Source organism: Nocardia sp. NPDC055029 (assembly GCF_053608525.1).
In genome coordinates, this window is sequence record NZ_JBSGVQ010000044.1 from 1 (window position 1) to 19,690 (window position 19,690).

Genomic DNA, 19,690 nt, shown 5'->3' on the forward strand with positions numbered 1-19,690 from the left:
CGTTCACCTCGAGAGGTGAACGCGCCGTTCGGAAGAGAAGGAGCTAGCGGCCGATCGCCGCGGCCATCACGCGGACGGCGGAGATCAGGCCGTCGATCAGGTTGCCCTGACGGAACGACGCCAGCGCGGCGGTGACGCCCAGCTGGCAGATGCGATCGTTGGCGCGCTCGGCGACGTTCGCACCGGACCGCACCTCGATCGCGCCCTGGTTCGGCGAGACGGCGATGAGTACCGAGTCGGCCGCCTCGGGGGTGTTCGGCAGGACCGCGTCCGCGCCGGCCGCCGGGTCGTTGCCGAGGTCGCCGAGGTAGATGTTGAAGCGGACCTTGGTCGCGCGGGTCGCTTCGGTGAGCGCGTTGTCGAGCATGATGCGTTCACGGTCGGTGAACGGCACCTCGTCGAAGACGGTGCCCGACTCGTGCACGCCCGACACCCGGCCGCTGCTGGTCAGCGCGGACCCGTGCGGCAGGTCGGCCTCGACCACCGCGGGCCACTTAGAACTTGCCACTTGCCCGGCCTCCGATCAGCTCCGCGTTCGCGGCTTCGAGAGCCGCATGGCTGCCATGCGACTCGGCGGTGTGGTGACCCGCCGCAGCGGTCACCTCGTCGGTAGCGCTCCACAGCACCGGCGAGTGGGTCCACTTCTGCCCGAGCGCGAAGTGGGCCGGCTTGTCACCGGGGAATGGCTTACCGAGATAGGACAAACCCGCGATCGCGAAATAGATCGCGGCCGGGATGCCGACGAAGATCAGCACTGTCTCGAGAATGCTCACGGTCCAACGGTAGACGATGCTGTGTAGTAGTTCATCCTCCGGCTATCCCGAACGTCCGCGTGTCCGGCGTGATCAGACCAACCAGGCCGCCGCGTCGGCGGGCAACCGGTCGTCGACGATGGGCGCGCTGGCCAGCAGCACCTCTCCCGGCGGCAGCTGAATCGGCCCGTCGGAAGCGTTGAGCACGCAGACCAGCCCGCCCGGCCTGCGGAAGGCCAGGCAGCCGTCGGGGCTGCCGTACCACTCGATCCGGTCGCCGGCGAACTCCGGCCTTGTCCCGCGCAGATCGATCGCCAGCCGGTACAGCGACAGCGTCGAATGCAGGGTCTCCAGCTGGGCTTCCACGGTGCGGTCGGCCCAGTCCGCTGGGATCGGCAGCCACGCCTGCTCGGCGGCGGTGAACCCGAACGGTGTGCTCGCGCCCTCCCAGGGAATCGGCACCCGGCAGCCGTCACGGCCGCGCTCGGTATGCCCTGACCGCTCCCACACCGGGTCCCGCAGCGCGTCCTCGGGCAGGTCGTCGACATTGGGCAGACCGAGTTCGGCGCCGTTGTAGACGAACACCGCGCCGGGCAGCGCCAGCTCGACCATCATCATCGCCCGCGCCCGCGCCACCCCGGTCTTGCCGCCGCCGTACCGGGTGACCTCACGCTCGATGTCGTGGTTGGACAGCGTCCAGGTCGGTGGCGCGCCGACACCGCTCACCGCGTCGAGGGAGAACGTGATCGCCTCGCGCACGCCCTCGGCGGTGAAGGGGACCTCGGCGAGGCGGAAGTTGAACGCCAGGTGCAGTTCGTCCGGGCGCACGTATTCGCCGAAGCGGGTGTTGTCGTCGACCCACACCTCGCCGATCGACACCGCGTGCGGGTAGTCGCCGAGGATCGTGCGGATGCGGCGATGGATGGCGTGCACACCGGGATTGTTGAAGCGCAGATCGTCGTCGTCGTGGACCAGCATCTTGGTCTCGACCCTGGCCATGTCGGGCAGGCCTTCCGGCTTGGCCATGCCGTGGGCGACATCGATCCGGAAGCCGTCGACCCCGCGGTCGAGCCAGAATCGCAGCGTCTTCTCGAAATCGGCGGCGACCTCGGGGTTTTCCCAGTTCAGGTCGGGCTGTTCCGGCGCGAAGATGTGCAGATACCACTGCCCGGGCGTGCCGTCGGGTTCGGTGACCCTGGTCCAGGCCGGGCCGCCGAAGATGCTCGGCCAGTTGTTGGGCGGCTCGGTGCCGTCCTTCCCGCGACCGTCGCGGAAGATGTAGCGGGCCCGCTCGGGGCTGCCCGGTACCGCATCCAGCGCCGCTGTGAACCACGGGTGCTCGACGCTGGTGTGGTTGGGCACCAGATCCATCGTCACCTTGATCTCGCGGTCGTGCGCCTCGGCGATCAGCTCGTCCAGCGCGGCCAGCCCGCCGAACAGCGGGTCGATGTCGCGCGGATCGGACACGTCGTAGCCGCCGTCGGCCTGCGGCGAGCGCATCACCGGGCAGATCCACAGCGCGTCGACACCCAGTAACTCCAGGTAGCCGAGCTTCTCGCGAACGCCGCCCAGGTCGCCGACACCGTCGCCGTCGGAGTCGGCGAACGAGCGGGGATAGACCTGATAGAACACGGCGGTTGTCCACCACGGAGCGGTGCTGTCTTCCCCCGGCACCGGCGAGGCAGGTGTCTGTGTCACATCGGCAATATTGCCAAAGATTGCCCGTGATATTCCTGTGGCGCGAGACTTTCTTCGAATCCGGCAAATCACCAGCGTTTCGCCACGCCGGGCCGAAACACCGGGGTAAACCTCGGCATCGACCCGAAACCGGCCCGTCACCTGCCGCTCATCAGCGAACGCGCGGCACCCACACCCTCAGCCGGGCGCGTTTTGCAGGGATGCCGCCGCCATCTGGAAGTAGTCCATCAGCGTCTTGCGGTGTTCGTCGTCCAGGATCGATGGCTCGATCTCGCCGACGGCGATCGTCATGCACCGTATCCAGGCGTCGCGCTCGAGCGGGCCGATGACGAACGGGTTGTGCCGCATCCGCAGGCGCGGGTGCCCGCGCTCGTCGGAGTAGGTGCGCGGGCCGCCCCAGTACTGTTCGAGGAACATGCGCATCCGGCGCTCGGCCGGGCCGAGGTCCTCCTCCGGATACAGTGGGCGCAGGATCTCGTCGGCAGCGACCTCGCGATAGAACACGGACACGATGCGCCGGAACGTCTCGGCGCCACCCACCGCTTCGTAGAACGAGGTCGTTGTCTGCTCACCTGAAGTCACGAGGTCCATTGTGCCCCGATGAGCCTGCGGGCGGCCCGGCGGCAGCCTCGGTCACGAACACATGGCCCTTCAACCACAGTTCACCCGAAAGTTTGAAAAATAGCCGTGCAATACCGGCTCAACCATGGTCAACTGGGGGGCAGTATCGGCCCCAGATACCACATGATCCTGCCAATCATGAAATTGAGGTCAAGATGAAGCAGCGACCAGGCGCCCGGTCACACGAGGCGCGCGCGCACCGACAACTCCAGCCCGCCGACGTCCACAACCGTGGCTCGGGGGCCATTCCGCTGCATATCTTGTCCGATCACCATCCGGGCGCACACGGTCATCACGACCTGCCGCATCACCCCGCGCCACTGCATCTCGCCGGAGACCACGACGCCGCCGCGTGGCGCAAACGCCGGGTCCTCCTCCTCAACGCCACCTACGAACCGCTCACCGCGCTGTCCGCGCGCCGCGCTGTCGTGCTGCTGATCTGCGCCAAGGCGGACGCGGTCCACGACAATCCCGAAGCCCCGGTCCTGCATTCGGCTGGCGCCGCGGTGGCGATTCCCTCCGTCATCCGGCTGCGCACCTATGTGCGCGTGCCCTACCGCGCCCGCGTCCCGATGACCCGCGCCGCTCTCATGCACCGCGACCGCTACCGCTGCGGGTACTGCGGCGGCAAAGCCGAGACCATCGACCACGTGATCCCCCGCAGTCGCGGTGGCGAGCACTCGTGGGAGAACTGCGTCGCCAGCTGCGCCCCGTGTAACCACCGCAAAGCAGACAAGATGCTCACCGAGCTCGGCTGGACCTTGCGTCATCCACTGGTTTCCCCCAAGGGCCCGCACTGGCGGCTGCTGTCCACCACCGCCGACCTGGATCCGATCTGGTTGCAGTACCTGGGCGAAGGAGCCGCCTGATCAGGCGCTTTCGATGACCATCGTGGCCCGCGTCCCCGGTTCGAGGGCTTCGAAGATGTGCGGTAGATCGCCCAGGTAGCGGATGTAGTCACCTGGGCGCATCTCCACGGGCTCGTCCGCAGGACCGACCATGGCGTGGCCGGCGGCGAGGACGACGTGCTCGACGACGCCGGGGGTGTGCGGGTCCGAGCGGCGGATGTGGCCGGGTTCGGCCGCGATGCGATAGACGTCACAGCGAGTGTGCGACTGACCCGCTGCGAGCAACGTCACCCGGTAGTCGGCATCGGCCGAGGGGACCGGCGCGCCCTCGTCCGCGCGGATCACCTGGACATTGGGACGAGGCGGGTCAAGCAGTCGGCTGAACGGCATCTCCAGGGCGACGCACAGCGCCCACAGGGTTTCCAGGCTGGGATTGCCGGTGCCCGATTCCAGTTGCGACAGTGTGGATTTCGCGACGCCTGCCCGGCTCGCGACCTCGGTCAGCGACAAGCCTGCGCGCGCGCGTTCGCGGCGCAAGGCCGCCGCGATCACCGCTTGGGGTGGTCCGGCGACCGGGTCCTGCCGGTCCATCGACGCCTCCTGGGGGCTGGCGGTATTCGCGTTGACTTTACCCAGCACTGGCGTTCATTATGAGAAACATGCGTTCGATATGGCGAACACTCGATCGGCGAACCGTCACCGCCGTGGCCGCGGCCTGCCTGGCCGTCGGCCTGTTCGGCGTGTCCTACGGCGCCTCGACGATCGCGGCCGGATTCCCGGTGTGGATGCCGATCGTGATGGCGGTGACGGTGCTGGCCGGCGGGTCGGAGCTGCTGTTCTTCGGCATCGTCGCCGCCGGTGGGAGCCCGCTCGCGGCCGTGGTCGCCGGTCTGCTGCTCAATGCCAGGCACCTGCCGTACGGGCTGTCCGCGCCCGAGGTGTTCGGCAGTGGCTGGAAGCGAGTGCTCGGCATCCACGTCCTCAACGACGAATCGGTGGCCTTCGCCACCGCGCCCGGCGATCACGAGCGCAAACGCGCCGCGTACTGGGCCTGCGGTATCGGTGTCGCCCTGAGCTGGCCGCTCGGCGCGACGCTGGGCGCCGCACTGGGCTCGCTCGTCCCCGACACCTCGGCGCTCGGTCTCGACGCGGTGTTCCCGGTGATCCTGCTCGCGCTGATCCTGCCCGCGCTGCGCGATCGCGCCACCCTGCGCCCGGTGCTGGTCGGCGCCGCGCTCGCGGTGGTCGCAGCGCCGTTCGTGCCCGCCGGCCTGCCGGTGCTGATCGCGCTGCTGGGTCTGGTGTTCGCGCTGCGGCCGCCGGAGAAGCACAGTGAACCTGCGGCACAACCATGCTGACGCTCCACACTCGGGCATCCGCCCGCACCGGTCGCACGCCCGGTTCGGAAGGGAACGTGCCTCGGCGGACACCGCTGTCCGGCGCGTCCGACGCGGACCGGCGGACACCACGGTGGCGGTGCGTATCGTGAATGCGCCGTACCTTCTCCCCGCGATGCTCGCTCTTGCTGTCGGCACCTACGCGCTGCGCTGGGCCGGTCCCGCCCTGCGGCATCGACTTCGCCTGTCGCCCAGGACGATCCATCTCCTGGACACCGGCGCACTGATCCTGCTCGCGGCACTGGTGGCGACCGCCACGCTGCCGACCGGTTCCGGCGAACTCGGGGTCGCGCTGCCCGCCGGGGTCGCGGTCGGCGGGGTCCTCGCGTGGCGGCGCGCGCCACTGCTGGTCACTGTGCTCGCGGCTGCGACGGCGACCGCCTTGCTCCGGCTCGCGGGCATTCACTGATCGCGTCGTCGACATCGGTTGATGTCCGACCGGACTGGCACCATGTCGCCCGTGACGACGAATGAACGGCCGATGCCGCCCTTGAACGCCGACGAGCGCACGACCATGGAGGCGTGGCTCGACTTCTACCGCGCAACGCTGGCGCTCAAGTGTCAGGGGCTCGACGATACCCAGTTGCGTATCGCCGCCGCACCGTCAGCACTGACCCTGCTCGGCCTGCTTCAGCACATGGCCGAGGTCGAACGGAACTGGTTCCGCAGAGTCCTCGCCGGGGAGCCGGCGCCGCCGATCTACGACCCGCACGCCGATACCTCGGGACACGATGGCGGGTTCGAGCTGTCCGACGACTCGTCCTACGACAACGCCCTGACGACCTGGCAGGACGAGATCGCCTATGCCCGCCGCCATTGCGCCGCACGCGAGTTGGACGACACCAGTCCGTTCATGGACAGCCGGGTGAGCCTGCGCTGGATCTACACGCACATGATCGCCGAGTACGCCCGCCACTGCGGCCACGCCGATCTCCTTCGCGAACGCATCGACGGAACCACGGGCGTATGACCCGCGGCGCGCGACGTCAGCTGGGCGACAACGGGATTCCGCCGCCCAGGCGACGGGCGACCGAACCGTAGCGGGCGTCGAGACGCAGCCAGGTACGAGTGGCGCGGACGCGGACCAGTTCCGTGGGCTGGATGCGGCGCGATTCGGTCTTCTCCCCCGCATGCGGGATGAAGTCCATGGCGGTGAGCGCGAAGACGACGCGCATCGGGACTTCGACCGAGATATCACCCGCGCCGGTGACCGTGAGTACCGACTGGTCGAGCAGCGACGCGGGCGGGCCGTGGGCGCCGCCGTGTTCACGGGCCACCTCGGCGCCACGCTCGGCCAGTTCGACCAGCGCGCGGGCCGGGACGTCGTCGATGTGGGTGAAGCCTTCGGTGGGCGGCAGTGCGCCGCGCCACGCCGAGTCCATCGAGTAGCCGAGGTCGACCGGGTGACCGGTGCGCAGTCCGGCCAGCACCATGTCGGCGCCGACGGTGACATCGTCGACGCCGAGCTCGGCGGTCACGGTCCGCACCGCGAGGGTTTCGAAACCTGTTGCGACCCAGGCGGAGACGAGGCTGGAGCCGCGCCGTCGCAGCCGCACGACGGCGGCGGGGTCGAGCCGGATCGCGCGGGTGAGGAAGGTGGCCAGGTTCTCGCGTTCGGCCGGGTCGGGTGCGTGCAGCACCCGCTGTTCGGAATTCACGGACGTCTCAGGCCCGCCATAGTGCGAGATAGTCGCGCTCGGTGTCGCTGAGCCTGCGCAAACGCTGGGTCTCGATGTCGAACGCGGCGAGCTGGGTGGTCGCGGTGACCGCGGGCGACGAGTCCGGCGCGGCGCCGCTGGCACGCACCTCGTAACCGATCGTGAAATCGACCGCCCGCAGCTGCTTGACCCACATGGCGATGTCGAGCGGGGTGTCCTCGTGGCGCAGCTGGCCCCGGTACTTCACGTGCAGGTCGACCAGCACGCAGCCCTGCCTGCCCATCGACGCCGTCGGCTTGTCGTCGTCGAACAGCCACGGAATCCTGGCCTCTTCCAGCAGCGTCACCATCCGCGCGTGGTTGACGTGCTGGAACACGTCCATATCCGACCAGCGGATCTCGACCTTGGCGTGAAAACGCTGCGGCAGAACCAGGTCCGCCGCGGGCGCGGCCGCGTTTCCGTTCGGCGAGCTCGTCACCGTGGTACCTCCGATTGGGCGCCCACCCCGCTCACCATGCTCCGCACCTGTCGCGCGGCGACCGACAGTGTGGCGAGGTCGTGGGTCCCGGACTCGAACAGTTCCGACAGCGCCGCGCGCGCACGGCCGAGCCGGGACTGGTTCTTCGACTCCCAGTATGCAATTTTCTCGTCGGCCGTTTCCTCCGGGTCACCCCCGGACAGCACATCCAGGGTGAGCGAGCGCAGCGAACCGTACATGTCGTCGCGCAGGGCGAGCCGGGCCAGCGCGTGCCAGCGGTCGCCGCGTTCGAGGTGGCTGACTGCCTCGAGCAGCCAGTCGATCTTGAGGTGCTCGTTGAGCGCGTAGTACAGCGCGCCCACCTCGGCGCCGTCGCGGTCGGCGATATCGGCGATGTCGACCACGTCCAGCAGCGGGTACAGGCTGAGCAGGCCGAAGACCTCGGTCGCCAGCTCGGTCGGCGCGCCACGGGCGATCAGCTCGGCCGCGCCCTGGGTGAGCGAGGTGACGTGGTGCCCGCGCAGCCAGCCCGGCACCTGCGGCGCCAGCTCCTGCACCCGGCGGTGGTACCGGTTGATCTCCGCGCCGACCGCGATCGGCTGCGGCCGGTTGCTCAGCAGCCAGCGCGAGGCGCGGTCCAGCGTCCGCTTGGATTCCAGTTCCAGCAGATCACAGACGCCGGCGGGGGCATCGGCGCTGCGGATACGTGCCCACACGTCGCGCAGCTCGAAGATCTCCGAGGCAGCGGCGAACGCGCGGACGGTGTCGGAGGTGCTGGCCCCGACCTCCTCGTTGAGCCGGTGGGCGTAGGTGATGCCGCCGTAGTCGACGACCTCGTTGACGATCATCGTGGTGACGATCTCGCGGCGCAGCCGGTGCCTCTTGATCTCGGCACCGAACCGCTCGCGCAGCGGCGTCGGGAAATACATCGGCAGCCGTCGCGCGAAGTAGACGCTGTCGGGCAGATCGGTCTCGAGCAGATCGGCTTTGAGCCCGAGCTTCACATGCGCGAGCAGGTTCGCCAGTTCCGGCGAGGTGAGGCCGCGGCCCTCCTCCCCGCGCCGCTTCAGATCGACCTCCGAAGGCAGCGCCTCGAGTTCCCGGTCCAGGCCGCGGCGCTGTTCGAGATCGTCGATGACCCGGCCGTGCACGCTGACCATCTGCGGCGCGTCGGTGCGCGCGATGCCGATCAGCGCGTTCTGATCGACGTTGTCCTGCAACACCATCCGCGCGACCTCGTCGGTCATCGAGGCCAGCAGCGGATTGCGGTCGGCGGGTGCGAGCGCGCCCGCGCTCACCACGCCATCGAGCAGCACCTTGATGTTGACCTCGTGGTCGGAGCAGTCCACACCCGCCGAGTTGTCCAGGGCGTCGGTGTTCATCTTGCCGCCCGAGCGGCAGAACTCGATCCGGCCCAGCGCGGTGGCACCGAGGTTGCCGCCCTCGCCGATCACCTTGACCCGCAACTGATTACCGTCGACGCGCACCGCGTCGTTGGACTTGTCACCCACCTCGGCATTGGATTCGGTGCTGGCCTTGACGTAGGTGCCGATGCCACCGTTCCACAGCAACTGCACCGGGGCGAGCAGGATCGCGCGCACCAGTTCCGGCGGCGAGAGCGCCTGCACCGCGTCCGGCAGGCCGAGCGCGGCCCTGGCCTGCGGCGAGATCGGCACCGACTTCACGGTGCGCTCGAACACCCCACCACCCGCGCTGATCAGGCTGCGGTCGTAGTCGGCCCACGAGGAACGAGGCAGCTCGAACAGTCGCTCGCGCTCGGCGTAGGAGGTGGCGGCGGCGGGGTTCGGGTCAAGGAAGATGTGCCGGTGGTCGAACGCGGCGACCAGCCGGATGTGGCGCGAGAGCAGCATGCCGTTGCCGAAGACGTCACCGCTCATGTCGCCGACGCCGACGGCGGTGAAGTCCTGGCTCTGGGTGTCGATGCCCATCTCGCGGAAGTGGCGCTTGACCGCCTCCCACGCGCCCCTGGCGGTGATGCCCATCGCCTTGTGGTCGTAGCCTGCCGAACCCCCGGAGGCGAACGCGTCGCCGAGCCAGAAGCCGTAGCTGGTGGCCACGTCGTTGGCGATGTCGGAGAAGCTGGCGGTGCCCTTGTCGGCGGCGACCACCAGGTAGGTGTCGTCGCCGTCGCGGCGGACCACCCGGGCGGGCGGGAGCACCGCGCCCGTGGCCAGGTCGACATTGTCGGTGACGTCGAGCAGCCCGGAGATGAAGGTGCGATAGCAGGCGATGCCCTCGGCGACGCTCGCCTGCCGGTCGGCGGCCGGGTCGTCGGTGGCGGCGGGCGGGCGCTTCACCACGAAACCGCCCTTCGCGCCGACCGGAACGATCACCGCGTTCTTCACCGCCTGTGCCTTCACCAGGCCCAGGATCTCGGTGCGGAAATCCTCGAGCCGGTCCGACCAGCGCAGGCCGCCGCGAGCCACCGAACCGAAGCGCAGGTGCACGCCCTCGACCCGCGGCGAGTAGACGAAGATCTCGAATTGCGGTCGCGGCTTGGGCAATTCGGCGATCTCGCGCGGTTCCACCTTGAACGAGAGGTACTCGCGCGGCCTGTCCTCGGCGTCGACGACGTAGTAGTTGGTGCGCAGGGTCGCCTTGATCAGACCGAGGATGGCGCGCAGGATGCGGTCGGCGTCCATGCTGACCACTTGGTCGATCCCGGCCCGCACCTTCGTCTCGATCTCGGCGGCTGCCTCGGCCGAGACGGTGGCCGGATCGAAGCGTGCCACGAACAGGTCGACGAAGGCGCGCGAGACCTCGGGATGGGCCAGCAGCACCCGGGCGATGTTGACCTGGCTGTACGGGAAACCGGCCTGCTGCAGGTACTTCGCGTAGGCGCGCAGGATCGCCACCGAACGCCACGGCAGACCGGCCCGCAGCACCAGTTCGTTGAGTCCGTCGGCCTCGGCCCGGTCGTACCAGACCGCCTCGAACGCATCGGTGAACCGGGAATGCAGCTCGTGGCTCGCCTGCTCGAGCAGTTCGGCGTCGAGATCACCGCCGAGCGCGTTGCGCAGCAGCTCGGGCCTGGCCTGCAGGCCGAAATCGTAGATCCAGCGCTCGGCGCCGCCGTCCATCTCCAGCTGATAGGGCCGCTCGTCGACCACCTCGACGCCCAGGCTCTGCAGCACCGGCAGCACCTGGCTCAGCGAGACGGCCGCGCCGGCGATGTAGAGGCTGAAGCGCCATGAGCCCGGCGCGGCCTCGGGCCTGCGATACAGGTGCTGGCCGATGCCGCCCTCGGTGAGCCGTTCCAGCCTGCCGATATCAGCCAGCGCTCGCGCGGGACCGAAGTCCTCCTTGTAGCTTTCCGGGAACGCGTCCGAATACCGTTTCACCACCGCGGGATCCAGCACGGTGGAGGTGGCGACCTCGTCGTCGATCCGATCGTCCCAGGTGTGGCTGGCCGCGTTCAGCAGGCCCTGCAGGCGCAGCCGGTTGTCCTCGGAGGTGTCGGGCGCCGCGGTGGCATCGGCAGGCAGCGTCACCGTGAAATACACACTGGCGAGCTCGCTTTCGCTCACCCGCGCCGAGTAGTCGATGTCGGCGCCGCCGAGCTCGCGGACCAGGATCTCCTGCATCTGCAGGCGCACGGCCGTGGTGTAGCGATCCCGCGGCAGATACACCATGCAGGCGACGAAACGGCCGTATCTGTCGCTGCGCAGGAACAACCGCACCTGCCTGCGCAGACCGACGCCGAGCACCGCGACGGCGGTGCGGCGCATCGCCTCGGTGTCGGCGGAGAACAGTTCGGTGCGCGGGAACGACTCGATCACCTCGAGCATCGCCTGCCCGGAGAAGGAGTCCTTGTCGAATCCCGCCGCCTCGATCGCGGTCCGCACCCGGGTGTTGATGACCGGGATGTCGAGCACGTTCTCGTGCACGGCGCTGACGGTGAACACACCGATGAACAGGTGCACGCCCGCCACGGTGCCGTCGTCGTCCACATCGGCGACACCGATGAAGTACGGGTACACCGAGCGGTGCACGGTCGCGCGGACCAGGCCCTGGGTGAGCATCAGCAGCGGGCGGTCGCCGCCGTTGAGCGGCACCTGGAAGTCGGTGCCGGTGTCGGCGCGCAGCACCCCGAGACTCACGCCGGGCACCGGTGTCGACACGGTATGGCCGTGGTCGATCTGGCGGTGGTAGCGCGCGTAGCCGAGCAGCGTGAAGTTGCCGCGGGCGAGCCAGCGCAGCAGCTGCGCGCACTCGGCCAGGTCGTCGGCCGGGAACGGTCCAGCGCCTGCGGCCGCGGCGCGGTCGAGCTGGTCGGCCAGCGAGCTCTGCACCTGGGTCATCGCCTCGGTGTCGTCGATGACCTGGCGGACGTCGGCGAGCACCGCGGGCACGGTCCGCTCGATGTGGTCGAGCTGGGCCCGGCTGGTCGACGGATGCAGCTGCAGGTGCATCCACGACTCCGGCTTCCCGGTCTCGCCGTTGGCGTCGACCTCGTGCGGTGCCGCGGTGACCAGCACGCCGTGCTCGTCGCGCGTGACCTCGAAGATCGGGTGGATGACCTCGGTGACGCTGACCTGCATCCGGGTCAGCGCCGCGGTGATCGACTCGACCAGCAGCGGCATGTCGTCGGTGACCACCTGCACCGCCGCACCCATGCTCGACCCGTCGTCGGGATGGTAGACCCGCACCAGCGCGGTGTCGGCGGGGCGTTCGGCGGCCAGCTCCATGTGCCGGCGGAAGATCTGGTTGATGCCGGTGACCGGGAAGTCGGCGTCACCGGCGTCGACGTGTCGGAAGTACGCTCCCTCGAGTGTCGCGAGTTCACCGCGCAAGCTTTGCGGCATTCCCGCGGCCCACGCCGCGCTCGACATTTCCGACGAGACCGTCATCGTTTTCGCCCACTCCCATGGATTCGGTTCGCTTCGATTCCGCAATTCAGGTGACGCAAATTCGAGACTAGCCGCGGGTACATGGACACGCGGAAGGTTTTTCGCCTTGCCGCGCCGGTAACTTGGCCAACGTTCGGTGAACGCGGGACATGACCCGGCTACCAGTACTTTTCGCGCACCGACGACGACGGCCCGGCAGGGATCGATCGTTCACCGATCGACCCCGCCGGGCCGTTGTGCGCGCCGCGAATCAGTCGCGGGTCAGCTTGCGGTGGGTCACCCGGTGCGGGCGGGCCGCTTCCGCGCCGAGGCGCTCGACCTTGTTCGCCTCGTAGGCCTCGAAGTTGCCCTCGAACCAGAACCACTTGGCGTCGTTGTCGTCGTCGCCCTCCCACGCGAGGATGTGGGTGCAGGTCCGGTCGAGGAACCAGCGGTCGTGGGAGATCACGACGGCGCAGCCGGGGAACTGATCGAGCGCGTTCTCCAGCGAGCTGAGGGTTTCCACGTCGAGGTCGTTGGTCGGCTCGTCGAGCAGGATCAGGTTGCCACCCTGCTTGAGGGTCAGCGCGAGGTTCAGGCGGTTGCGCTCACCACCGGAGAGCACCCCGGCCGGCTTCTGCTGATCCGGGCCCTTGAAGCCGAACGCGCTGACGTAGGCGCGCGACGGCATCTCCTGGTTGCCGACCTCGATGAAGTCGAGCCCCTCGGAGACGACCTGCCAGACGTTCTTCTTCGGGTCGATGCCCGCGCGGTTCTGGTCGACGTAGCTGAGCTTGACCGTCTCGCCGACCTTCACCTCGCCGCTGTCGGCCGATTCCAGGCCGACGATGGTCTTGAACAGCGTGGTCTTACCGACGCCGTTGGGGCCGATCACACCGACGATGCCGTTGCGCGGCAACGTGAACGACAGATCCTTGATCAGTTGACGATCGCCGAAGCCCTTGTCCAGGTTCGACACGTTGACCACGATGTCGCCCAGGCGCGGACCCGCCGGGATCTGGATCTCCTCGAAGTCCAGCTTCCTGTGCTTGTCGGCCTCGGCGGCCATCTCCTCGTAGCGACCCAGACGTGCCTTGTTCTTGGCCTGGCGGGCCTTGGCGCCGGAGCGCACCCACGCCAGCTCGTCCTTGAGGCGCTTCTGCAGCTTCTGGTCCTTCTTGCCCTGGACCTCGAGACGTTGGGCCTTCTTCTCCAGGTAGGTGGAGTAGTTGCCCTCGTACGGGTAGGCACGACCACGGTCGAGCTCGAGAATCCACTGCGCGACATTGTCGAGGAAGTACCGGTCGTGGGTGACGGCCAGCACGGCGCCCTGGTAGGAAGCCAGGTGCTGCTCGAGCCACAGCACACTCTCGGCGTCGAGGTGGTTGGTCGGCTCGTCGAGCAGCAGCAGATCGGGCTTGCTCAGCAGCAGCTTGCACAGCGCGACACGGCGACGCTCACCACCGGAGAGGTTGGTGACCGGCTCGTCCGGCGGCGGGCAGCGCAGCGCGTCCATGGCCTGCTCGAGCTGGGAGTCGACATCCCACGCGTCGGCGTGGTCGAGGAACTCCTGCAGCTTGCCCATCTCGTCCATGAGCTCGTCGGAGTAGTCGGTGGCCATCAGCTCGGCGATCTCGTTGAAGCGATCCAGCTTCACCTTGACCTCGCCGAGGCCCTCCTCCACGTTGCCGCGGACGGTCTTCTCCTCGTTCAGGTGCGGCTCCTGCATGAGGATGCCGACCGTCGCGCCCGGCGCGAGGAACGCCTCGCCGTTGTTCGGCCGGTCCAGTCCCGCCATGATCTTCAGCACGCTGGACTTACCGGCGCCGTTCGGGCCGACCACACCGATCTTGGCGCCGGGCAGGAAGTTCAGCGTCACGTCGTCGAGAATGACCTTGTCGCCGTGCGCCTTGCGAACCTTGATCATCTGATAAATGAACTCAGCCATATACGGAAGCCTATCGGTGCGGGTAACGGGGGTGAGATGCGGAGCGGGCCGGGGTGCCGCGGAGCGACCTCAGGCGTCGACCTGCTCGGGCATGCCTGAGATCGGCACCGCAACCGGCGATCGCGCCGGGAGGGAATCCGCCGCGGTCGTAGAGGCTACGGCAGTGGGTGCGGTCGACGCATACTCGGCCACGTCCTCGGACGGGACCGGGTGTACAGCGCCGCGGCGATCCGAAATATTCCGCACCGCGTGGGGCGCCGACCGGGCGACGTCGGAGCGGCGAACGATCGACGCGCTGCACCGCCCCAGATCAGGACCAACGGCCACCGCGCGCATCTCCAGATCGCGGCGTTCGGTGCCGTCCTTGCCACGGTACTCGTGCGAGCGCAGCTGACCGTAGGCGATCACCGGATCGCCCCGGTGCAGCGACCGGTCCACCCCGGTCACCAGCCTGCGCCAGCACGACACCGTCAGGTAGAGGGTCCCGTTGTCCACCCATTCCCCCGCCGCGGCGTCGAAGCGGCGGGAATTGCTCGCCATCCGGAATGTCACCACCTGCTCGCCGTTGGCGAGATCACGCCGTACCGGATGGGTGACCACCGTGCCGATCACCGTCGCATGTGCCTCGTACATCGAACCAGCCCCCGCTCGGTCGTTGCTGCTCTGACCATCCAAGGATGGCTCGTCGCCGCCCGGATCGGGAGGCCGTGCCGGTAGCTGGGGACAACTTCGACAGTTGTGGATATCGCCCGTGTCAGAGCACGGGAAGCTCGGTGTTCGCCCCGCACAGGACGACGATCGGCCGCACGCCCTGCTCCGGGCGGTACACGCCGCTCTGCACCGCGGCCAGGGCGGCGGCACCTTCGAGTTCGACGACGACGCGAAACTCACGCCACAGGTATTCGCGGGCCGCGGCGATCGCGTCGTCGGCGACCGACAGCACGGGCATCCGGTTCCTGCGGGCGATCCCGAAGGCGATGTCACCGACCCGCGTCGCGCACAGCAGTTCGGAGCCCGCCTGCGCATCGATATCGACCGGCCCGCCTGCCGCCAGCGCGGCCGACAGCGCCGGGGTGTGCTCGGCTTCGACGCCGACGATGTGCCTGCGCCTGCCCAGTGCGGCGCCGAGGCCGGCGATCAGGCTGCCACCGCCGATCGCGGCCAGCACCGGCGGCCTGCCCCGCACCTGTTCTTCCAGCTCGAGGCCGATGACGCCCGCGCCGGCGACCACCGCGGGCATGTCGTAGGCGTGCAGATGCGCGGCGCCGCGTTCGGCCGCCAAGGCGACGGCCTTGCGCTGGGCCTCGGCATAGCTCGTGCCGTGCCAGAGCACCTCGGCACCGTGCGCCCACATCGCCGCGACCTTGGTGTGCGGTGCCGATTCCGGCACCACCACCGTGCACGCCTTGCCCAGCTGCGACGCGGCCAGCGCGACCGCGATCCCGGCATTGCCGCCGGAGGCGACGACGACATGGTCGGCGCTCGCGTCGGCGGCGAGCAGCGCGTTGAGCGCGCCGCGCACCTTGAACGTGCCGCCGTGCTGCAGGAACTCCAGCTTCAGCGAGACCGGCACCGGCCCGTCCGGCCCGTCCACGCTGGTGTGGAACACCGGCGTCTTGCGCACCCGGCCGGCCAGCCTGCGCCGCGCCGCCCGCACATCCGTGCGGAGCACCCGCGGCGGTTCGGCGCGGTCGGTCGATTCGCTGATCGGCACACCGCATCGACTCACCGGCGCACCTCGCGGTCGCGTCGCGCCAGCTCGGCGTACATGGCGTTGTAGGCGGTCAACTCGGCGTCGTTGTCGCGGTCGGCGGCCCGGTCGGTGCGCTTGGCCAGCCGCTGGTCGCTGCGTGACCACTGGATCAGCAGCGCCAGCATCACCACGACCAGCGGCACCTCGCCACTGGCCCAGGCGAAGCTGCCGCCGTTGCGCTGATCGGCAAGCAGGTCGATGTTCCAGCCGAGGCCGAGGGTGCGGTAGAACCAGCCGCCGAGCACCGTGGTCATGCTCATCAGCGCGATGCCGAAGAAGGCGTGGAACGGCAAAGTGCCGAACACCATCCCCAGCTTGGTCAGCGGCGCCACCTCGCGCGGCTTGGGATCGATGCCGATCACCACCCAGTAGAACAGGTAGCCGCTGAGCAGGAAGTGCGCGTTCATCATCAGGTGCGCGGCGTGCGAGTCGACCGAGGCGTCGAAGATCCCGCCCAGGTACAGCGCGTAGAACCCGGCGACGAAGATGATCGAGGCGACGACCGGCTGGGTCAGGAACCGCGAGACCGGGTTGTGCACCGCGGCCAGAATCCACTCGCGCGGACCGGGCACGCCCTCGCGTCCGGCGGGCGGCAGCGCCCGCAGCGCGAGCGTCACCGCGCCGCCGAGTGCCAGCAGAATCGGTGCCAGCATCGACAGCGCCATGTGCGCACCCATGTGCACGCTGAACATCGCAGGCGCGTAGCGGCCGACACCCGAGGACGTGGCCAGCAGCAGCACCAGGCAGCCGCTGCACCAGGCGATGGTCCGCCCGACCGGCCAGGCGTCCCCGCGCTTGCGCAGGCGGTAGACCCCGAGCAGGTACAGCGCGGCCAGCACGATGGCCAGGGTTCCGAAGATCAGGTCGAACCGCCAGTCGAACAGCAGCCTGCTCACGGTCGGCGGCCCGGCGAGGGTGTAGCCGAGTTCCACTTCGACCGGCGTCGGAATCGACGTGGGCGGCGGTGGCGGGGTGCGGCCGAGGCCGACAGCCAGACCGATGGTGGCAGCGAAGATCAGCATCTCCACCCCGGCGAACCGGATCAGCGCCCTGCGATCACCCGGGTCGGCGGTCAGGGCGGGCAGCGCGGCCCTGCGCTGCAGATAGCCGATCACGCCGAGGACCAGCAGCGCCGCCGCCTTGGCGAGCACCAGCTTGCCGTAGGTGGTGCTGAACAGGTCCGATGCGGGCAGCCGCACCCAGGCGTTGATCACGCCGCTGAGGCCGATGACGACGAAGGAGATGGTCGCGGCGAGCGAGAACCGCCGCGCCGCCACATCGATGCCGGGACCGCCTCGCAGGGCGTAGGCCAGCACCGCGACCAGGCCGCCGACCCACACCGACGCCGACACCATGTGCAGGATCAGCGAATTGGTCGCCACATCGTGGGCGCCACCCGAGGACGAATGCCCGGTCAGCGCCAGCGGCATCATGGTGATCAGCGAGCCTGCCAGCAGCAGGGGCGTCCAGCCCCAGCGCAGCGCCAACCGGCAGCCGATGGCGACGATCAACGCGAACAGTGTCGTCGTCCGCCAGGCGCCCGCCACCTCGACCTGCGCGATCACCGGCCACAGCACCTCCGGCCGCCAGATGTCACCGACCGGCTGACCGGTCGTGTCCGACACCGTCAGCGGCACGAGCAGCGCCGCACACGCGGCCCAGACCAGCGCGGCGTCCGAGGCCCGGCGCACCGCGCGGTAGCCGCCCGCCTCGAGCAGTCCGCTGTCGCGCGGGGGCAGCAGGAACGCGGCGAACAGCAGCGAGCCGACGGTCACCGCGGCGGCCAGATCGGCCACCGCACGCAGCGCGGGCAAGCCATATGTTGTCAACGGCCCCGGATCGGGTATACCCAGCAGGCTCAACGCTTGCGCCGCGGACAATCCGACCACGACGGCCGCGACGAAGGCGGCCATCGCACCCGCGACGACACTGAGCACCCGGAAGGACATGGCGTTCCCTGTCGGCGCCGCCCGACCCGCTTCCACCGGTGGCGCGCCGTCCTCGGCGAGTCCGGCGGCGGGGTCCTGCGATAACGACATGACAACGAGGGTAGTTCGGCATGCCCGGAGCCGCCCCGATGGGGCGTCGCTCCCGACCACGGATCTCGATCTGGTCGGTCGCTATACTTTTCGCGCTGGACACCGGGGCCGAGTTCGGCCAAGGTGGATGCCACTGCCTCCGTAGCTCAGTTGGATAGAGCAAGGGCCTTCTAATCCCTAGGTCGCAGGTTCGATTCCTGCCGGGGGCGCAAAGCGGCCCTGACCTGTGAGAACATCAGGTCAGGGCCGCACAAAGCTCGCAGCACAATGCTCCACCAGATAGGAACTTTCGTAGGACTGGGCGAATGGCCCAGGATTTCGACGATCTCGAAGAGCTGTTGGAGGACTTTGTCGGCGAGCTCCGGCAGACAAACAGGTCCAAGGGCACCATCGACACCTACAGCCGCGACATCCAGTACTTCCGCAAGTACCTCGTGGCACAGGGCCTGCCGACAAACACCGCGTCGCTGACCAAAGAAGCGATCGGTGGCTACACAGAGCACACCCTCAACCGGCCTAACCAGCGGACCGGCAAGCCAGTTACACCCGAGTTCGCGCATCGGAAGTATCGCAGCCTGCAGCAGCTCTGCAAGTATCTCCTCCGCGAGGAGCTGCTCGACGCCAAACCCGTTCACACGGATGAGCCCACCTACCGTCCCAGACAAGCCGGTGCCAGTACCCGCCATCGATGCTCTGAAGAAGCTGCTGACCGCCTGCGATGGAACCGAGTTCGAGGATCGTCGCGACGCCGCCATAATCCGGCTCCTCGCTGACACCGGTCCACGCATCGGCGAAATCGCTCCGCTCAAAGTCGACGCCATCGACTTCTCAGAGAACACCATTCTGGTCCTCGTCCTGTGGCTGTCCGCGCTGGTCGGCGTCGGCCTAGCGGGGGTCTATATGGGCGTGTACCTCCAGGAACTGATCGCCGCACGCCTGCCCGATGCCGCCGCTTCGCAGATGCGCAAGAGCACCATCATTTACGACCTCTGCGCCTTGCCGCTGGCCGTCCTCGTCTACGTCTACATATCGCGTGATCAGCTTGCGGTTCTTCGCGGCTTGCGCAAGGGCAGACGCTACGGCGAGGCAAGGCTCGCGCGGGTGCGGTCGCGAACACTGTTCTGGGGCGAGCTGTGTGCGATGAACACCCTTCTGTTCGCGGTCTTCGGAACCGTGATAGGGATGGTGCTGCTTATTCGGCCAACCGACCTCCCGGCGCGGCTGATGGTCCATGCGGCAACGACTGGTCTGATGACGGGCGCCAGCTCGGTCGCCTACACCTTCTTCCTTTCCACGTTCTACCTCGTCCGTTGCGTCTATCCCAGCTACCTGCGCCACGGACGCACGACCGAGCGCGACTCCGCCGACCTGCGCTGGCTGCGCCGGAGAACCACGGTCTATCTCGCGGTGACGGCGTCGGTGCCGCTGATCGGGGTGCTGACCGGATTCAGCTTTCTCGAACCCGAGGAGCTTGCGGACGTGCGCGATTCGGTCCTGGGGTTCTGTGCGGCCTCCGGGCTCGCGTTCATCGCCGTTTATTGGCTGTACAGGAAGCTCGATGCAGACCTGCGCGCGCTCGAGCGGGTGGTCTAGCAAATCAGCCGCGACCTGCCCGCTGATACCTGCGCCGGCTCCTCCGCACTCCCTC

General features: G+C 68.6%; 18 protein-coding genes and 1 tRNA gene. 7 read left to right on the plus strand and 12 right to left on the minus strand.

Annotated features, from left to right (window positions below):
* Positions 1–43 precede the first annotated feature (43 nt).
* The 4 genes from ACWF9G_RS29015 to ACWF9G_RS29030 all read right to left on the minus strand — a co-directional run bounded on the left by ACWF9G_RS29015 (position 44) and on the right by ACWF9G_RS29030 (position 3,041).
* Positions 44–508: a DUF5130 domain-containing protein gene (locus ACWF9G_RS29015; protein ID WP_379310481.1), complete on the minus strand. Its 465-nt coding sequence runs from the start codon at positions 506–508 to the stop codon at positions 44–46.
* Positions 495–773 carry an aa3-type cytochrome oxidase subunit CtaJ gene (gene ctaJ / locus ACWF9G_RS29020; RefSeq protein WP_379030216.1) on the minus strand — a complete coding sequence of 93 codons (279 nt, stop codon included), beginning with the start codon at positions 771–773 and terminating at the stop codon, positions 495–497. The genes ACWF9G_RS29015 and ctaJ overlap by 14 nt, the downstream gene beginning before the upstream one ends.
* Positions 774–845: 72 nt before the next feature.
* Positions 846–2,450, minus strand: coding sequence for a glycoside hydrolase family 13 protein (locus ACWF9G_RS29025; RefSeq protein ID WP_452519204.1), 1,605 nt, complete (start codon positions 2,448–2,450; stop codon positions 846–848).
* 177 nt (positions 2,451–2,627) lie between these two features.
* Positions 2,628–3,041: a globin gene (locus ACWF9G_RS29030; RefSeq protein WP_379310479.1), complete on the minus strand. Its 414-nt coding sequence runs from the start codon at positions 3,039–3,041 to the stop codon at positions 2,628–2,630.
* A gap of 185 nt (positions 3,042–3,226) precedes the next feature.
* Between ACWF9G_RS29030 and ACWF9G_RS29035 the strand changes: the two genes are divergently transcribed.
* Positions 3,227–3,940, plus strand: a complete 714-nt coding sequence (locus ACWF9G_RS29035) for an HNH endonuclease (RefSeq protein WP_379082009.1) — start codon at positions 3,227–3,229, stop codon at positions 3,938–3,940.
* Here ACWF9G_RS29035 and ACWF9G_RS29040 read toward each other — a convergent pair whose 3' ends face one another.
* Positions 3,941–4,510 carry a helix-turn-helix domain-containing protein gene (locus ACWF9G_RS29040; RefSeq protein ID WP_452519206.1) on the minus strand — a complete coding sequence of 190 codons (570 nt, stop codon included), beginning with the start codon at positions 4,508–4,510 and terminating at the stop codon, positions 3,941–3,943.
* 68 nt (positions 4,511–4,578) lie between these two features.
* On the opposite strand from ACWF9G_RS29040, the gene ACWF9G_RS29045 reads away from it, so the two are divergent.
* From ACWF9G_RS29045 to ACWF9G_RS29055, 3 genes are all read left to right on the plus strand, one after another.
* Positions 4,579–5,277, plus strand: a complete 699-nt coding sequence (locus tag ACWF9G_RS29045) for an AzlC family ABC transporter permease (RefSeq protein ID WP_379310476.1) — start codon at positions 4,579–4,581, stop codon at positions 5,275–5,277.
* Between the two features lie 127 nt (positions 5,278–5,404).
* Positions 5,405–5,725 (plus strand): AzlD domain-containing protein, encoded by a 321-nt coding sequence (locus tag ACWF9G_RS29050; RefSeq protein WP_452519266.1) that lies wholly within the window; start codon positions 5,405–5,407, stop codon positions 5,723–5,725.
* Between the two features lie 42 nt (positions 5,726–5,767).
* Positions 5,768–6,286, plus strand: coding sequence for a DinB family protein (locus ACWF9G_RS29055; RefSeq protein WP_452519209.1), 519 nt, complete (start codon positions 5,768–5,770; stop codon positions 6,284–6,286).
* A gap of 16 nt (positions 6,287–6,302) precedes the next feature.
* Here ACWF9G_RS29055 and ACWF9G_RS29060 read toward each other — a convergent pair whose 3' ends face one another.
* The 7 genes from ACWF9G_RS29060 to ACWF9G_RS29090 all read right to left on the minus strand — a co-directional run bounded on the left by ACWF9G_RS29060 (position 6,303) and on the right by ACWF9G_RS29090 (position 17,952).
* Complete coding sequence (locus tag ACWF9G_RS29060; RefSeq protein WP_379310473.1) at positions 6,303–6,974, minus strand: hypothetical protein; 672 nt, start codon at positions 6,972–6,974, stop codon at positions 6,303–6,305.
* 7 nt (positions 6,975–6,981) lie between these two features.
* A complete protein-coding gene (locus ACWF9G_RS29065; protein ID WP_379310483.1) occupies positions 6,982–7,407 on the minus strand; it encodes an acyl-CoA thioesterase in 426 nt (141 codons plus the stop codon).
* A 41-nt stretch (positions 7,408–7,448) separates the two neighbouring features.
* A complete protein-coding gene (locus ACWF9G_RS29070) occupies positions 7,449–12,323 on the minus strand; it encodes an NAD-glutamate dehydrogenase (RefSeq protein WP_452519211.1) in 4,875 nt (1,624 codons plus the stop codon).
* A gap of 250 nt (positions 12,324–12,573) precedes the next feature.
* The gene (gene ettA / locus ACWF9G_RS29075; protein ID WP_379310471.1) at positions 12,574–14,250 is read right to left on the minus strand and encodes an energy-dependent translational throttle protein EttA; all 1,677 of its coding nucleotides are present in this window, start codon (positions 14,248–14,250) and stop codon (positions 12,574–12,576) included.
* A gap of 69 nt (positions 14,251–14,319) precedes the next feature.
* Complete coding sequence (locus ACWF9G_RS29080) at positions 14,320–14,883, minus strand: single-stranded DNA-binding protein (RefSeq protein WP_452519213.1); 564 nt, start codon at positions 14,881–14,883, stop codon at positions 14,320–14,322.
* 121 nt (positions 14,884–15,004) lie between these two features.
* Positions 15,005–15,979, minus strand: a complete 975-nt coding sequence (locus ACWF9G_RS29085; protein ID WP_379310469.1) for a serine/threonine dehydratase — start codon at positions 15,977–15,979, stop codon at positions 15,005–15,007.
* Positions 15,976–17,952, minus strand: coding sequence for a cytochrome c oxidase assembly protein (locus ACWF9G_RS29090; RefSeq protein WP_452519268.1), 1,977 nt, complete (start codon positions 17,950–17,952; stop codon positions 15,976–15,978). The genes ACWF9G_RS29085 and ACWF9G_RS29090 overlap by 4 nt, the downstream gene beginning before the upstream one ends.
* Before the next feature lie 225 nt (positions 17,953–18,177).
* Here ACWF9G_RS29090 and ACWF9G_RS29095 point away from each other — a divergent pair.
* The 3 genes from ACWF9G_RS29095 (at position 18,178) to ACWF9G_RS29105 (ending at position 19,635) form a co-directional block, all read left to right on the plus strand.
* A tRNA-Arg gene (locus ACWF9G_RS29095) sits at positions 18,178–18,251 on the plus strand.
* A 96-nt stretch (positions 18,252–18,347) separates the two neighbouring features.
* Positions 18,348–18,815 (plus strand): hypothetical protein, encoded by a 468-nt coding sequence (locus ACWF9G_RS29100; RefSeq protein ID WP_452519214.1) that lies wholly within the window; start codon positions 18,348–18,350, stop codon positions 18,813–18,815.
* A complete protein-coding gene (locus ACWF9G_RS29105) occupies positions 18,712–19,635 on the plus strand; it encodes a site-specific integrase (RefSeq protein ID WP_452519216.1) in 924 nt (307 codons plus the stop codon). Before ACWF9G_RS29100 ends, ACWF9G_RS29105 begins: the two co-directional genes overlap by 104 nt.
* Positions 19,636–19,690: the final 55 nt, after the last annotated feature.